The organism is Sorangium sp. So ce834, assembly GCF_051521425.1.
GTDB lineage: Bacteria > Myxococcota_A > Polyangia > Polyangiales > Polyangiaceae > Sorangium > Sorangium cellulosum_D.
Genome location: NZ_CP150351.1, coordinates 196,961 through 211,728, shown reverse-complemented (window position 1 = coordinate 211,728; position 14,768 = coordinate 196,961). Strand labels below are relative to the sequence as shown.

Below are 14,768 nucleotides of genomic sequence, written 5' to 3'. Positions count from 1 at the left end.
ACGCCGGGCGCGTCACCCGCCCGGGCCGCGGAGCCCCGCCTCGGTGACGGCCCGCTCCACGCGGTCGGGCGACCACGCGCCGGCGTGGCGCGTGAACAGCGTTCTCCCCTTGAACGCGCGGCCCGCGAGCGCCGCCGGCATGTCGGGCCAGCGCGCGACGAAGCTCCCCTTCGGCGCCCCCTTGCGCGCGGCGACCCAGGGAGGGGCCCCGCCCTCGATCGTGAACCAATCGATCACCCGTTCCACGTCCTGGGCCGCCTCGAGCCGCCCGATGAGCTTCGTGCTCGTGTTGCCGAACACGTTGTAATCCACCGAGCGAGGGCTCTGGGTGCATAGCAAACATCCAACGCCGTACTTCCGGCCCTGGGTGAAGAGCCGGATGAGCGGCTGCTTGGCGGGCGGCTTGCTGCCGCCGGCCGGGATCCAGTCGCGCGCCTCGTCGATGTAGAAGAGCAGGTTCACGCCGCCGGAGGTCGCGTCCACGGTCGTGATCATCCACCGGTACAGCTCCGTCGCGAGGGCCGCGAGGAAGAAGTGCTTCTCGTCGTCGTTGCTGAGCGCGTTCAGGTAAACGATGTTGAGCGGCACGCGACCCGGCCTCGAGGGCCGGAGCAGCTCGGTGAAGTCGAGGCGCGTCCCTCCCGAGAACAGCCGCGCGGACGGGCCCTGCACGAACGTGTTGAGCCGGCGCGCGAGCCGCTCGCGCTCGGACTTGCGGATCAGGCTGTCCACCTCGTCGAAGCCCAGGTCCTCGGGCGCGGTGACGGCGGCCACGATGTCCCTCAGCCGGACCGGCGCCGCGCGCGGCAGGCGCTGCAGCACCTGGTAGAGGAACGTGCGCTGCGACTCCTCCTCGCCGCCGCACGCGCACAGGCTGACGAGGTTGGCCGCCACCGCCACGAGCAACCCCTCCTCCTCCTCGGCGCGGAGCGCGGGGTTCGCGATGTGCGACAGCTCGCTCGCGCTCGGGAGCCGCAGGGGGTCGAGGCAGAGCCGCTGGCCGTGCGAGGACCCGGGGGTGAGGATGCGCGGCTCCATGCGCTCCTGGAGCTCCTCCCACGCGCGGAGCAGCGCCGGCGGCACGTCGGCGCGCGGGCGCGCTTCCATCATCTGGACGAGATCGCCCTGCGGATCGATCGCGAGGACGGGGACACCGGCCCGCAGCGCCTCCTCCGCGATGATCTTGGCCATCCACGTCTTGCCGCTGCCCGCCGCGCCGACCACCGAGACGTGCGTCCGCAGCACCGCGGGATCCATGCAGACGGGCGAGCCGCCGTCGTCGAATCCGAGGAGCATGCCGGCGACATCCGCGGTCCGTGCCTCCGGCGGCCCTGCTCCCGCGTCGAGCGCCGTAGGCGTCGCGCGCGCACCGCCCGGCGGCGCCTTCGGCCCACGGCTCGGCGGCGCCTCCGCCGGCGTCGAGCGCGCGCCGCCCAGCGGCGCCTCCGCCGGCGCCTTTTTCCCTCGGCCCGACGCCGGCGCCGGCCTCGGGCGCTCGCCGGCCGGCTTCACGACCGCCAGCGCCTCTTCGAGCTCGGGGTCGTCCTCCACCATCGGCTCGTCCGCCGGCGGCTCGTCTGCCAGCGGCTCTCCGGCCGCCGGCGCGCTGGCCGCGGCGCGCGCGCGCTCCTCCGGCGCCTCGCCGCGCGTCGCCTCGAGCGCCGTCCAGCGCCGATCCCACGAGCCCCTGTCCTTGTGGCCGAGCTCCGCGACGCAGGCCCCGGAGCGCTCGTGCTTGCAGCCGTCGCAGTACGTGCGGTCGCCCGGCGGCAGGAGCCCCCCGGCGCCCAGCGCGTGGTCGGACCAGGCCACCATGCTGGCGATGAGCTCGTGGATCTTGCCGCGCTTCGCCTCGACCTCCTCCCAGCGCGCCTCCCGCACGCTGCGGGTCGGGTGGAGGTAGAACACCGCCACGTCCGGCTTCGTGCCGTGCTGGTGGTGGTGCATCAGCGCGTACGTGAAGACCTGGAACAGATCGCTGTTGGGAGAGGTCGCCGGCGTGAGCTTGTAGTCCACGATGCGGTGCTTCCCGAGCCGCGGATCGAAGTACACGTAGTCGATCGCCCCGGTCACGTGGACGTGGACGTCCTCCCCCACGTGGAACGTCACGTCGACCCGCTTGCGCGAGTCCCCGAAGAGCTGGCCCCTGAGCTCCGCGGCGGGCAGGCCGGCCGCCCTGGCGTGCACCGCGAGGCGCGCGAGCTCTTCCATGTAGACCTGGACCGCGGAGATGAAGCCCAGCCGCAGCGGCACGGGGCGCGCCGCGAAGGCGTCCAAATTGATGCAGCTCGCGTTGAACCAGCGCATCAGCGCCTGCTGGAGGTCCGCGGCGTCGCGGGCCCCCTCGAGCGCGGCCAGCACCTCGTCCGAGCTCGCGGCGGCGGCGTTGAAGCGCTCCACCGCGGTGTGGAACAGCGCGCCGCAGCCGGGCGCCTCCCCGCCCTTGCGCCAGATGCGGCTCACCACCTTCCGCCCGTCCTGCCGCTCGGCCGTGGCGCGCGTGTCGAACCAGTGGAGCCTCGGGCACGTCGCCGCGACGCGGAGCTGGGTCACGTTGACGTGGACGAGCCTCATTTCCTGCCCCGGAGCTGGACGAAGAGGTCGTCGTCGGTGGCCGTCGCGTGGACGTGCCCCTCGTCATGGAGCGCCTGCGCCGTCTTCTTGATGTGCGACCAGACCTCCGGGAAGCGCTTCTCCGAGAGCTTCTTCCGGCTCGCGAAGATCTGCGCGAGCTCCTTGGCCATCAGGCCGAGGCGCCACGACAGCTCGGCCATGATGTGCTCGCGCGTCTGCTGCGGATCCCACGGCGGGGGCGGCACCGAGTCCGTGCCCCCCTTCACGATCTCCTCGGTGAGCAGCTCGCGCAGCAGCGGGTGCGCGAGCAGCAGGCTCTGGCGCTGGAAGGACGCGATCACCTCCTCTTCGGTCACCTTGCGGTACTGCCCGCGCGGGTGCTCGATCTCGAGGTCCTGGCTCTTCGCGGCGCCGAGGAGCCCCACCAGCGAGTCGAGCTCCGCGTGCCCGGCGAAGTCGAGGTGGAGGTGGAGGAAGCGCTGGCGGCCCAGCTTGCAGAGCGCGTCGTACGCGGCCTTGCCGGCGCCGCCGAGCCGCAGCGGCCGGCGCTCCTCGTCGGTGATCAGGAGGCGCTTGTCCGTGTGCTTCGTGTCCTCGGCCATGCGCTGGAGCGGCATGCGCGCGCCGTGCCCGCTCGGCGCGCACAGGAACGTCACGCCGGTGGTCACGATCACGCCGTCCGCGCGCCGCTCCTTGGCCAGGAGGTGATACGCCGGGGCCTTGCCCCGCTTCTTCGCGGTGAGGTGCTCGATGCCGAGGAGCGTGGCGTTCGCCTTGCCGGCGCACCTGGAGAGCAGGCGGTGCGTCAGGCTCGCGAGGTTGTCCTCGTCGGGCGGCAGCGATGCCTGCTGCAGCCGGCGGCGGTTCTTGCCCTCCTCGAGCTTCTTTCGCACCTCGGCGTCGATGACGTCCTCGAGCTTCGGCGGCGGCGGCTTCGCTCCGCCGTCCTCGGGGCCGGGCCACTCCTTGAGCCAGCGCTTGCCGCCGACGGCCGCGAGCCGGTCCTGCTGCGCTTCCCAGCGGTCCCGCGCCCAGAGGATCGCGTCGCGCGGCCGGAGCTCCTGCACGCCGTCGAGGCGCCGCTCGAGCCACTCGCTGCCCAGCGGGAAGAGCCGGTCGCGCTTGCGGGCGGCGATGACCTCCTCGATCTCCTTCTCCTCGAAGCCGGAGAGCGCGGCGTCGAGCCGCCCCGCGAGGATGGCGCGGGCCTCCTCGGGCGAGATCATGTGCAGCTCGAGGATCCGCTCGGCGATCCGGTCCCACGCGGCGGCCGGGATCACCTCGCCGGTGCGCAGGGAGAGCATGGACTGCTTCACGCCGGAGACGATCACGACGAGGTGCTTGGCCCGGTCGAGCAGCGCGTGCGCGTACGACATCAGGGCGCGCACGGCGTCTGGATCGAGGTTGTCGACCTGGTCGAGGCAGAGCACGAGCGGGAGCTCGGCGAGCGCGCACAGGTGGGAGAGGACGTGGAGGACGCGCTCCACCGCGGCGTCGTCCGGGAGGGAGAGGCCTTCCTCGCCGGCCGCCTGGTCGAGCAGTCGCGCCTGGTCGAGCAGGCGCGCCTCGTCGGGCCCGAGCGTCTCGCCGGAGAGCCAGAGCACCGCGGCCTGGGCGCGCTTCTCGGCGCTCGGGTCGCCGAGGCTCGCGTGCGACGTCCCGGTGAGGAACGCGTTGAGCACGGGGATGACGGCGCTCTGGGGGTCGATCTTGGCGCCGAGCCGGGCGAGCGCCTCTTTGCGCGCCTCGATCTCCTTGGGGCCGGTCATCATCTTGCGGCCCTTGAACGCGCCGGTCCGGATGAGGGCGCGGTTGAGGATGGTGTAGAGGCGCGACTGCGTGTAGTCGCTCCCGCGGTGGCCCGCGAGGTCGCTGACGGTCGCGTTGAGCACGTACCGGAGCATCCGCTCGGGCGAGGCGAGGATGTTGTGCAGGTAGACGACGGTGGCCTTGTCCTCGCCGGCCCACTGGAAGAGGCGCGCGAGCAGGTGGCTCTTGCCGACGCCGGGCGCGCCGATGAGCAGCGCGCCGATGCTGGCCGGCTCCTTGGCGGCGTCCTGCACGACGCGCGTGAGCTTGGTGAAGGCGTTCTTGTGGATCGACTCGACGGTGGCCTCGCCGCCCCCGACGTCGGTGATGCGGTGGCTGCGGAACGGGTTTGTGCCTCGGAGCGCCTGGAGGAAGCGCTCGAAGGTGGGCTCCTCGGCGCTCATGCGTCGTGCCTCCGCGCGACGTAGACGAGCAGGTTGCCGGCTTCCTGGATGCCGGCCTCGCGCTCGGCCTCGGCCATCTGGTGGTGGCGGCCGTCGGAGGGGTCGAGCGAGTAGCGGCGCTGGCGCCGGAGGGCGGCGAGCTCGGCGTCGAAGGTGGCGCGCGGGACGTCGGGGAGCGCGGCGCGGAGGGCGCGGAGGGTGACGTAGTTGTTGCCGCCGGAGTCGCGGTCGAGGGCGGTGAAGGCGGCGTCGAAGCGGTCGGCGAAGGGGGCGGCGGGGGTGGAGGGGGCGGGGGCGCCGTCGGGGGAACCGGCAAGGGAGGCGGCGGGCGCGCCGGCAAGGGAGGCGGCGGGCGCGCCGGCAAGGGAGGCGGCGGGCGCGCCGGCAAGGGAGGCGGCGGGCGCGCCGGCAAGGGAGGCGGCGGGCGCGCCGGCAAGGGAGGCGGCGGGCGCGCCGTTGGAGGGGGCGTCGGTAGGCGCCGCGTCGGCAGCGTCGGCAGGCGCTGTGCGGGCGCCGCCGGGGGCCGCGGGGCGGGGACCGCCGTCGGTCGGGGCCGTGGTCGCGGCGGGGCGCGCCGGCGCGCCGGCGGGCGGGAGGACGGCGTCGGCGAGGAAGAAGAAGAGCGGCTTCTTGCCGGTCAGGGCGCCGATGGTCCGGGGAAGCCGGCGCTCGGCGAGGCGCTGCTCGAGCGCCGCCTTGAACGCGCGGCCCAGGGCAGGCAGGAGGCCCTTGGGGAGCTGCGCCAGATCGACCGCCGGAACGTCGGGCTGGCGCGCTGACTGGAGCTGCAGCTCCAGGAGCCGGTCGGACTGCGCGACCGCTTGGAGGTCTCCCTTGAGCAGCACGAGCACGGGACCGGGCGCTGGCTTCTTCTTGCCTCCCGCGGCGCGGGACAGCAGCACGCGCGCCTTCGCTTCCTTGGAGCTCAGCGCCTTGCTCGTCACGGCGGCCGTGTCACCGGTCAGCTCCGCGAGCCGCTCGAGCGTCGGCGGATACGACGCGCCGCCGAGCTGCCGCTGCGACTCGAGGACGCCGAGGAGCCTCGGCACCGGCGAGGGCGGCGCAGCCTTCTTGCGCCCCGTGCTCTTCTGCCTCGCAGGCGCCTTCTCCTTCGTCGCGGCGGCCTTTCGGGGCGCGGCAGCCTTCTTCGGCTTCTCGGCGCTGCTCTTCCTGGCTGCCGTGGACTTCGTGGTCGTCGCCCGCGCGCGCGGGCTCGATGCGCTGTTCGTGTTCGTGGCCCACCTCCCGAGCGTCCGAGATTACCCGGGCGTCCAGCCATGGGAAGGGGCTCCGCGCCACCGGGTGGTGGCCTAATTTGAACATGAAGGCGGGAAGGCGGGAAGAAAGCTCAATGATCTTCCCGTCTTCCCACCTTCATGTGAATCACTCCGGGGCAAACTAGGCCACCACCCGCCACCGCGCGGCGGCGAGAGGCGAGCGGGTCACTGGCTCGGGAGGACCCGATCAGGGGTACGGCCCTGGCCCGCTCCGCGACCGAAGCGGGCTCATCTCACGCTCGGCGCTTCCACTCGCGAGGATGTCGGCGGCCGTGAATCACGCCAACGACCACGATCGCGTCGCGCAGAATCCGGTAGAAGACCGCGTACGGGAACCGTTCGACGAGTACGCGCCGGAGATCTCGGTACAGCGGCGGGTACGCGAGCGGTGCGTTCCGGATGCGCTTGATGGCGTCGTCCAGCTCTCTTCGGAAGACGGCGCCGAGCCCAGACCGCTGCTCCTCGTACCAGTGAAAGGTCTCGAGGGCTTCGGCGCGAGCTTCGGCGAGGAAGACGACGACGCGGCTCACGACCCGCGGGTGGTCATCTCGGCTCGGACGTCCTCCCAGGGGACACCGATGGGGCCCTCGCGCTCAAGGCGGTCCAGGCGGCGGTCGAGCTCAGCACGAAGCTCGGAGCTCAGGGGAAGGTCGTCCGAGGAAAGGCTTCGCCAGAGGTCATCGATCAGATCGAGCTTCTCGTCGGCGGTGAGCTTGGACAGATCGAGCGCGGGCTTGCCCATGGGTGGATCCTGCATCAGCGGGGCCGGCGGTGCCAGCACGCGCGAGCCTGGCCGGGGACGGCGATGGCCCCCGCCGCATCGCGGGGGCTTGCACCAGCGCGCTGGCGGGAAGAGCTGGCCAGGATCGCGGGGTCGGAGGGAGGCCTCTCCAGCGCGGACACGGGTGCCACCCATCTTTTGTTGGAGGCACGTCCACCGCGGAGATGGGTGCGACCCGTCTTTTGTTGGAGGCACGTCCACCGGGAGACGGGTGCCACCCATCTCCCGCGTGGACGAGCCAGGTCACCCGGATGGGTTCACGGCATGCCGCCCGCCTCGGGCGGGGGCGCCGGGACGGCTTCGGGCTTCCTGGCGGGGGCTCTTCGACGGGTCCTCGCGAGGTCGTCGACCATCTCGACGTAGGGCGCCAGCAGGAACGCGGCGAGGGCCTCGCTCCCCGGGATCTCCGGATCGGCGTGGCTCTCGATCTTCTGGATCAGGCTGCGCAGCGCATCACGGGCGGCGCTCCACTGCGAACGGCCATCGGTCGGCGCTCCCTCGTTGGCGAGGACCACGTTCGTGAAGCCGTACGCTTCGCCGAAGCGCGCGTGGGCGGCGACGAGCTGCCGGTGATGCCGGGTCCCGCCGACCCCCTCGATCACCGCCTGCGCGCGCTCCTCCTCCAGCGTCTTCATCCGCTGCACCATCGCGGCCCACTGGACCCGGGGCCGGCGCGTGATGAAGCGAAGCCCCTCGGGCGCCGGGAAGAGCTGCGCGTAGAGCCAGCGCGCCTCGGACGGCGGCGGCGTCTGCCCATCGTCGGAGAGCCCGGCGGCCCCCGCGTTCCACTGCTCGAACGCGCGCCACCGGTCGTCGACGTCGGTGTTCGCCGCGCTCCGCTCCTCCTCGCTCGCCGCTGAATGGCGCTGATCGGCCTGCGCGCTCGCCCGCAGGCTGCGGAAGCCCTGGAGCTCCGTGGCGGCAGCGTCGAAGCGCCTCCACGGCCTGTCGATGTGCGCCGGCAGCGCCACGAGCGGCTCGAGCCCCCTGGGCAGCGGCGCGTCGGCCTCCTTGCGCTTGCCGCCCCTGGGCCGGAGCACCGCCGCGATGCGCGCGCTCAGCTGATCGCGGAGACCGATCACGTCGTCCGCGACGAGATCCGGGGGGAGGACCATGGTCGAAAACATCGGGGATTCACTCACGGGGGAAACCTCCTGTGACGTCATATGAATTTAACCTGCCGCCGGGGCGGCATGCCGTGGTTTCGTTGCGGGGTCGCGAGACGGCAACAGATATGCCGGCGCGAGATGCGCTGATGTCTCGGCGCAGCGGGTGAGGACGGCGAGGAGGGGAGCGCAACGGCCTGTCATGAACCGCAAGGGATTGCGGCGTTGCGCAAGGCTTCGGTAGAGGAGGTGAGCGTGCGTGGTCGCCGCTGGCTACGTTCGGATCGCGAGCCTGGGCCGAGCGGTGGCGCAGGCTGTGAGCTGGCTCTAGCGGGAGCCCGGCGGCACTCGGAGCGCCATGAGTCTCAGTAAAATTGTGCCGTGGTGTCGGAAGCAGCGGATGGGCAGGCCCGATTACCTGTCATTGCACAGAGCACACCCATACTCGTGCTGGTATGCTCGATGGATAGGGCAGAGCACCAACTGCATCGGACGGCTGCCGTAGGACCAGACCGTCGCCTCCGACGCGCATGCTCGACGATGAACGCCTCAACCATCGCCCTGAGTTCATCCAGGCAGGGCTGGGTTACTACGACCGCATCCCGCACACCCTTCACTTGTCCGCCGCGTTGTAGACGACTCCAGCGTGGATCATCTCACGAAGCAATGCCTCGTTGGCGGCAAACTCGGCATGCGATACACTAGCGCGCACCCATTCCCCTTTCTGTTGAATGGTCAGTCCTGCATCGCGGAGTCTGGTCGCAAGCTCGGACGACTTATCGAAGTAAGTGCCGACCAGCAGATGTTTCTTCCGAGGCCAAAGAACAACGAAGTTATTGGAAAGAGGGCCCCTCTTGAGGCCAACATAATGCTTGTTGAAGTTCAGCTCGAACTTATCTTTTGCCTTCTCGTTCACGTAGCTCAGCACCTTCTCCGCAAGAGCAACGGATTCGTTGCTAGCTCGACCGACCCAGTCGGCCCGGCTGGTCGGGGCATCCGGAAGACTCGATGAGTCGTCATCTCGAAGTTCGCGCTGATCGAGGATTTTCGAGAAGTGAAGGACTATGCCATCCGCCACACGCAGGGCATTCAATTGGAGCACCACGAGGGGGATCGTGCCACTCAGGAGAGAGAGAACATTCAGGAATCGACTGGTGACGTCTTCGGCCACGATGACCGCGCAGTGTTCGTAGGCTGGATACCGGCGTCGCTCGATGTCCCAGTACTCGATGGCGCGTACAATGTGGCTCTCGTCGAGTGGGCCAAGCATCAACTCGACTTCATATCTCGTGCCCGAATCTGGGTCCTCGAGGAGCAGGTCGAGTCGACCCGCGCGCTCCTGGCGTCGCTCGCGATCTCGGACCAGCAGATCGCCAAGCCCGAGCATCGAGGTATCGGCGCTGAGGCGGTCCTGGAGCCACTTCTCATTCGTCTCGCCCGTCTGAGAAAGCCAAATGCGTTCGTGTTTCACGCATATTGCGACCATGCACTCTCCTAGCACCTTCGATTACCACTGATCGACATCGCTCGTTCCCCATCCCGTTTATCCGCCCAGTGTATCAGGCTTGCAGCCGCAGCGCAGCCCGTCAGATGCAAGCTTCTGCTAGGGGACACTCCTTTACCGTGCCCTTCATCCCCGAATGCACTGGCGGCCTCCCATCATGGTGGCGTGCTGAGTGATCCTTATACGCCGACCCTATGCTCGAACACATGGCACCGGCGCAGCTAGCTCGCTTACAAAACCGGCTCATTTTCTCCGTCTATCCGGCTGGCAACCCGTGGGCAGCCGACCGAGTAAGGCGAGGAGGACTAACGACTCAGTGCCTATTTAGACCCGCTTTCTCTCGCTGACGATCCAGCGCAGTCTTACATGGAGAAAGCGCTCGGTCCCGTGGCAAACGGAGTGGTGTACCAGCAAGCGACGCATAGTCGGATCCGGCGAGTGCATCTGCCGTGATTACGGTCATGCTTTCCGTATCGATTGCAAGTAGGCCCAGATCAAGGAGAGTGTGAATGTCCGTGCGTAAGAGCAGCCCGTTCTGAGGATGATTCGTGCCTGGACCCTGATAAGCAATGATATGAGCCGCGTCCAGCACCTCCAGGAGAGCGCATCCGGTAACGGCACAGCGGCCATCGTACGCCTCAATGAGCTTCCGCCGAAATGCTGGTTGACCCTGCCGGCGAACAATCGCGCCGATAGTCTTCGTGCGGGCGTCCTGGACGCCGTCGGGCTCAAACTCACCAGCCGCATCGGCTGCTTTGGCCTCTGCGGCGACCAGGTCCTCGCCCTGAGCAGGGCGGCAGTCGCTGCAGATGTCTACTGTGACTCCGTGGTCGACAGCCCACGCTCGAAGCGCACCGATGTTGAGTGCACACGCCTTCCGCTTCCGAACGAGGTCGCCGCCGGTTCCGTCGCTCTCCCAAGTTGAGTCCCCTAGGTGGTGACACTCTGCGCGATGAAGCTTGCCCGACGTCCTCGTGAGGCAGTTCAGCAGGAACCCGTCCGGGTTTTCGCTGCGCCAGTATTGTAGCTGCGCGTGGGCATCGGACTGTTCACGGTAGAAGAACACGCTCACTATTGTCATGGGCCCGTCCTGATTGAGTGAGGCTGTTCAGTCTAACGCCCTGCTGCTGCCGACGCGCGAAACGCGGTCGGCAGCATCCGCGGGTGGGGCCAGTCGTTTCACGAGAGAAATCTACTCGGAATCGTCCTCTACCCCGTCGTGCCGGCCCCACTCATCCTGGAAAGGTAGCGTACCTGACGACTACCCTGTCTTGTCAAGGAGACCAGCGCAGGAGCGTGCGGGCTCTACGCCAGATGATGGCGCGAGCGTGCCCTCGATGTCCTCTCCTCCGCTGAAAAAGTGGCCTTGCAACGGCTTGGCCGGTCAAAGTTGCCGCGGCTTGCTGAGTCCACCGAGAGGCGCGGCAGCATCCGCAGTCGCGGCAAAGCGCGGCCAACTCTAAGCCAAATGCCGGAGCGCGCGGATGGCCAGGGGCGATCGACCTGCGGACAACGAGGGATGGACCATCAAGCGCCAGCGGAACGCTTCCGCGGCCGACCTCGCTTGATCTCCGGCATCGCGGCGCTGCGGAGGAGAACCGCGGGCGACACATCCAGCGCGTTCGCGAGGCTGAGGAGCGTGCCGAGGCTCATGCTCTGCCGCCCAACCTCGATCGCCTGCATGGTCCGCAGCTCGATTCCGGCGGCTTCCGCGAGCTGCTCCTGCGTCATGCCGCGCTTCTGGCGTAGACGCCGCAGGTTCGCCGCGATGTAGAGCAGGAGGGTATCGAGCATGAGCGTTCGCACGCCGTTCGCGTACCCCCGGGCCCGGTCCAGAATAATGATCCAGCGGATCGGATTTCATTGACCCGCCGGCTGTCGGTCCGTAGCGTGACGAGACCACAAAAGTGCCGCCCGCGGGTGCTGGTAACACCCCGGGCGGCGTGGCCGAACCCCGCTTCCACGAGGTCCGACATGGAAACCGTACGTCTACGCCCCGACGGGGGCCAAGAGATCGATCCGCCCTCCCGCCGCCGCCCCGGCCCCGCAGCTCGCAACCGCCTCGCCCGCCCGCCCAGGACCCCTGACCAGCCCCCTCCCCCCGCCGTCTACCTCGACCCCACCGCGCTCCTCGAACAGCGCCCGCTCATCCGCCGCACCCTCCGCGCCCGCGGCGTTCTCCCCGCCGATCTCGACGACCTCACGCAGGACACCGTCCTCGGCGCCTGGCGCAGCATGCGCGCCGGCCGCTTCCGCCCCTCCCCTTCCGCTGCTCCCGCCGACGCCCTTCGCGCCTGGCTCGCCGGCATCGCCGCGCGACAGGGATCGCACTACCGCGACAAGGCCTACCGCCGGCACGAGGCGCCCCCGCTCGATCCTCACCGCCTCTCCACGCTCGCCGCCCCCTCTCCAGAGGCCCGCCTCGTCGCCCGCGGCCTCCTGCGCGCCTTCCACCGTCTCCGCCCCGAGCTGCGCGAGGTCCTGGCGCTCGCCGCCACCGGCGTTACGTCGCACGAGATCGCCGCCTCCCTCTCGCTCCCCCGCCCCACTGTCGCCACCCGCCTCCGCCTCGCGCGCCGCCTCTTCGCCCGCGCCCTCACCCGCTCTCGGAGGTGGCCGCGATGAGCCGCGCCGCGCAGCGCGCCTCCACGACCGCGCTCGCCGACATCCCCGCGGTCCTGGCGCCGCCGCCCATCGACACCGTCACGGGGGCGCCATGAGCGACGCGGTCGACAGCCGCCCCACCGCTGCCCCGCTCGTCGACGTGCTCACCGCCCCGGAGGCCACGCTCGTCGACCTGGTGCTCGGCATCCCCGGCGCCGCCTCGCGCGTGCTCGGCCTGCACGGCCTGCTCGAGCTCGGGCGCCTCTCGCCCCACGCGCTCGCGCAGCGCACCGAGCTCGGCCTCCACGACGCCCAGCGCCTGCTCGCCGCCCTCGAGCTCGGCCGGCGCGTCCACGCCGCGCGCTCCCGCCGCCCGAGGCGCCTGCGCTCGCCGCGCGACATCGCCCGCTTCTTCGAGCCAACGCTCGCACCGCTCGTCCACGAGGAGCTCTGGATGGCCGCGCTCGACGTCCACCACGGCGTGCGCGGCGTCCGCATGCTCGCGCGCGGCGGCCTCACCGCCACCGTCGTCCAGCAGACCGACGTGCTGCGCGCCGCCCTCGAGACGGCCGCCACCTCGTTCGTGCTCTGCCACAACCATCCGAGCGGCGACCCCAAGCCCACGGGCGAAGACGTCGACCTGACCAACGCCGTCGAGCACGCCGCGCACGTCATCGGCGTGCCCCTCGCCGATCACGTCATCGTCACGCCCGCCGGGCGCTTCTCCTCCGTGCTCCGCCGCTGACACCGGCCCGGACCTGCCGCCGGTTCTGCGCGACGCCAACCAAGGTCGGCCGCCGTCGCCGTTGCGAATATCTCCTTACCGATAGCAAAGCCACTGCATCACGGGAATTGACGTCCACGGCATCGGCGCGTCGCACATAGCCCCGCAGTCGCGGTGCCTTGCCCCGGCCTGGCACACCGCTCATTCCTTCCAGACCGCCGTAATTTTCACGCCACCGACAACGATTCCCAAACGATTGGCACCTCATGTCGGTAATCGGCTGCGATGTCTCGATGTAGTGCAGCTCGATTGAGCACAGGGCGACGCGACGATGCCTCCATTCGAATCTTCTCGTCGATTCGAGATGGCGCATGATGCGGTGATGGATTAGGGTCGTTCCCCGATGCACAACCGCTCTGACCAGTTCGCGAAGAACATGCTGCGCGACGGGCTGAGCCTCGTCTCGGCGGCGGAGACCGAGGTCGAGGTGCTGGCGGCGACCCAGAAGATCGACGTCTTCAGCGTGCCTGATCCAGCGCGCGACGCCGAGCGTGCCCGGATGGGCCTGCTCGGAGAGCTCGCGGCGGAGCCAAGCCTGTTCGAGCCGTTCCACGGCACGCCCAGCCTCCGTCAGGTCCGGCGGTGCCTGCGCAAGCAGCTCACGTGGCATCACGAGCTCGAACGCCGCGCCCGCGCCGCTGCCGGCGCCGTCGTGCCGGAGGAGGACGCCGACGCGCCGCCGCAGCCGCCGGTGGCGTTCCCTGCGCTGGTCGTCATCAGCCCGGGGCGACCCGAGACGGTGCTAGACGCCTACCGCTGCGAACCGGCGCAACCGGGCGTCTACCACGCCGTGCCCGGCCTCGTGACGCGCGTGGTGGTGCTCGCGGAGCTGCCCCGGACGCGCGCGACCCTGATGCTGCGGCTGCTCGGCTCAGGCCGCGTCCTGCGCGAGGCGCTGGCCGATCTCGCGGCGCTGCCGGACGATGCCTGGGAGAAGAGCATCGCCACGCCGCTGCTGATACACTTCCGGCTCGGAACCCAGGAGCCGGCGATCGACAAGGAGGACGAGGTGAGCGCAGAGATCCGGGCATGGGTCGAGGAATACGAGCAGAAGCTTCGGGCCGAGGCGCGAGCCGAGGAGGCGGCGCGTGCCGTGCTGACCGCGCTCCGGGTTCGCGGCATCGCCGTACCGGACGTCGCGCGGGAGCGCATCCTGGCCGAGAAGGATCCGGAAACGCTGGAACGGTGGCTTGAGCGGGCCGTCGTCGCCGCGTCGCTCGCCGAGGTGCTCGACGGACTTAGCTGAGCGACGCCCAGCGCCTGCTCGCCGCCATCGAGCTCGGCCGGCGCGTCCACGCCGCCCGCACCCGCCGCCCGAGGCGCCTGCGCTCGCCGCGCGACATCGCCCGCTTCTTCGAGCCCACGCTCGCACCGCTCGTCCACGAGGAGCTCTGGATGGCCGCGCTCGACGTCCACCACGGCGTGCGCGGCGTCCGCATGCTCGCGCGCGGCGGCCTCACCGCCACCGTCGTCCAGCAGACCGACGTGCTGCGCGCCGCCCTCGAGATGGCCGCCACCTCGTTCGTGCTCTGTCACAACCATCCGAGCGGCGACCCAAAGCCCACGGACGAAGGCGTCGACCTGACCAACGCCGTCGAGCACGCCGCGCACCTCATCGGCGTGCCCCTCGCCGATCACGTCATCGTCACCCCCGCCGGGCGCTTCTCCTCCGTGCTCCGCCGCTGACCCAGATCCGGTACTGCAACCGGTCCGGCGCGACGTCATCAGGTCACGGGATAAACAACCTGTCCCACCGGACCTCCGTCGCTGCAAGCTCCTCGTTGCGCTCGACGGTGCCAGGCAGGCATCCGCGCACCGTGCTGTCCTAAAACTGCAAGAACAGGCCGTCGCCGCTCACTGCGCCAACGCAGCGTCCGGCTACGAGGTGTCGCCGATTCCTCCTCGATCTCGTCCATCCGCAGGCG

The 14,768-nt window shown here is 70.1% G+C and carries 14 protein-coding genes; 5 read left to right on the top strand and 9 right to left on the bottom strand.

Annotated features, from left to right (window positions below; translation table 11 throughout):
* Window positions 1-12: 12 nt before the first annotated feature.
* The 3 genes from WMF20_RS00785 to WMF20_RS00775 are packed head-to-tail and all read right to left on the bottom strand — an operon-like array spanning window position 13 to window position 5,836.
* On the bottom strand, window positions 13-2,574 hold the full coding sequence (locus tag WMF20_RS00785) for a helicase HerA-like domain-containing protein (protein ID WP_437609790.1): 2,562 nt from the start codon (window positions 2,572-2,574) through the stop codon (window positions 13-15).
* Window positions 2,571-4,787 carry an ATP-binding protein gene (locus WMF20_RS00780; RefSeq protein WP_437609788.1) on the bottom strand — a complete coding sequence of 739 codons (2,217 nt, stop codon included), beginning with the start codon at window positions 4,785-4,787 and terminating at the stop codon, window positions 2,571-2,573. Before WMF20_RS00780 ends, WMF20_RS00785 begins: the two co-directional genes overlap by 4 nt.
* The gene (locus WMF20_RS00775; protein WP_437609786.1) at window positions 4,784-5,836 is read right to left on the bottom strand and encodes a hypothetical protein; all 1,053 of its coding nucleotides are present in this window, start codon (window positions 5,834-5,836) and stop codon (window positions 4,784-4,786) included. Before WMF20_RS00775 ends, WMF20_RS00780 begins: the two co-directional genes overlap by 4 nt.
* A gap of 22 nt (window positions 5,837-5,858) precedes the next feature.
* On the opposite strand from WMF20_RS00775, the gene WMF20_RS00770 reads away from it, so the two are divergent.
* Window positions 5,859-6,101 (top strand): hypothetical protein, encoded by a 243-nt coding sequence (locus WMF20_RS00770; RefSeq protein WP_437609784.1) that lies wholly within the window; start codon window positions 5,859-5,861, stop codon window positions 6,099-6,101.
* A gap of 196 nt (window positions 6,102-6,297) precedes the next feature.
* Here WMF20_RS00770 and WMF20_RS00765 read toward each other — a convergent pair whose 3' ends face one another.
* The 6 genes from WMF20_RS00765 to WMF20_RS00740 all read right to left on the bottom strand — a co-directional run bounded on the left by WMF20_RS00765 (window position 6,298) and on the right by WMF20_RS00740 (window position 11,249).
* A complete protein-coding gene (locus tag WMF20_RS00765) occupies window positions 6,298-6,594 on the bottom strand; it encodes a type II toxin-antitoxin system RelE/ParE family toxin (RefSeq protein WP_437570797.1) in 297 nt (98 codons plus the stop codon).
* Complete coding sequence (locus WMF20_RS00760; protein WP_020464846.1) at window positions 6,591-6,806, bottom strand: addiction module protein; 216 nt, start codon at window positions 6,804-6,806, stop codon at window positions 6,591-6,593. The genes WMF20_RS00765 and WMF20_RS00760 overlap by 4 nt, the downstream gene beginning before the upstream one ends.
* Window positions 6,807-7,102: 296 nt before the next feature.
* Window positions 7,103-7,960: a hypothetical protein gene (locus WMF20_RS00755; protein ID WP_437609781.1), complete on the bottom strand. Its 858-nt coding sequence runs from the start codon at window positions 7,958-7,960 to the stop codon at window positions 7,103-7,105.
* A 604-nt stretch (window positions 7,961-8,564) separates the two neighbouring features.
* Window positions 8,565-9,422 carry a hypothetical protein gene (locus WMF20_RS00750; protein ID WP_437609779.1) on the bottom strand — a complete coding sequence of 286 codons (858 nt, stop codon included), beginning with the start codon at window positions 9,420-9,422 and terminating at the stop codon, window positions 8,565-8,567.
* A 346-nt stretch (window positions 9,423-9,768) separates the two neighbouring features.
* The gene (locus WMF20_RS00745; RefSeq protein ID WP_437609777.1) at window positions 9,769-10,536 is read right to left on the bottom strand and encodes an HNH endonuclease; all 768 of its coding nucleotides are present in this window, start codon (window positions 10,534-10,536) and stop codon (window positions 9,769-9,771) included.
* Window positions 10,537-10,982: 446 nt separating this feature from the next.
* Window positions 10,983-11,249, bottom strand: coding sequence for a helix-turn-helix domain-containing protein (locus tag WMF20_RS00740; protein WP_437617253.1), 267 nt, complete (start codon window positions 11,247-11,249; stop codon window positions 10,983-10,985).
* A 180-nt stretch (window positions 11,250-11,429) separates the two neighbouring features.
* Between WMF20_RS00740 and WMF20_RS00735 the strand changes: the two genes are divergently transcribed.
* The 4 genes from WMF20_RS00735 to WMF20_RS00720 all read left to right on the top strand — a co-directional run bounded on the left by WMF20_RS00735 (window position 11,430) and on the right by WMF20_RS00720 (window position 14,529).
* Entirely contained in the window at window positions 11,430-12,080 is a 651-nt protein-coding gene (locus WMF20_RS00735; RefSeq protein ID WP_437609775.1) for an RNA polymerase sigma factor, read from the top strand.
* 91 nt (window positions 12,081-12,171) lie between these two features.
* Complete coding sequence (locus WMF20_RS00730) at window positions 12,172-12,804, top strand: JAB domain-containing protein (RefSeq protein WP_437609773.1); 633 nt, start codon at window positions 12,172-12,174, stop codon at window positions 12,802-12,804.
* A 382-nt stretch (window positions 12,805-13,186) separates the two neighbouring features.
* Window positions 13,187-14,089, top strand: a complete 903-nt coding sequence (locus WMF20_RS00725; protein ID WP_437609771.1) for a hypothetical protein — start codon at window positions 13,187-13,189, stop codon at window positions 14,087-14,089.
* Entirely contained in the window at window positions 14,086-14,529 is a 444-nt protein-coding gene (locus WMF20_RS00720; protein WP_437617252.1) for a JAB domain-containing protein, read from the top strand. Before WMF20_RS00725 ends, WMF20_RS00720 begins: the two co-directional genes overlap by 4 nt.
* Window positions 14,530-14,768: the final 239 nt, after the last annotated feature.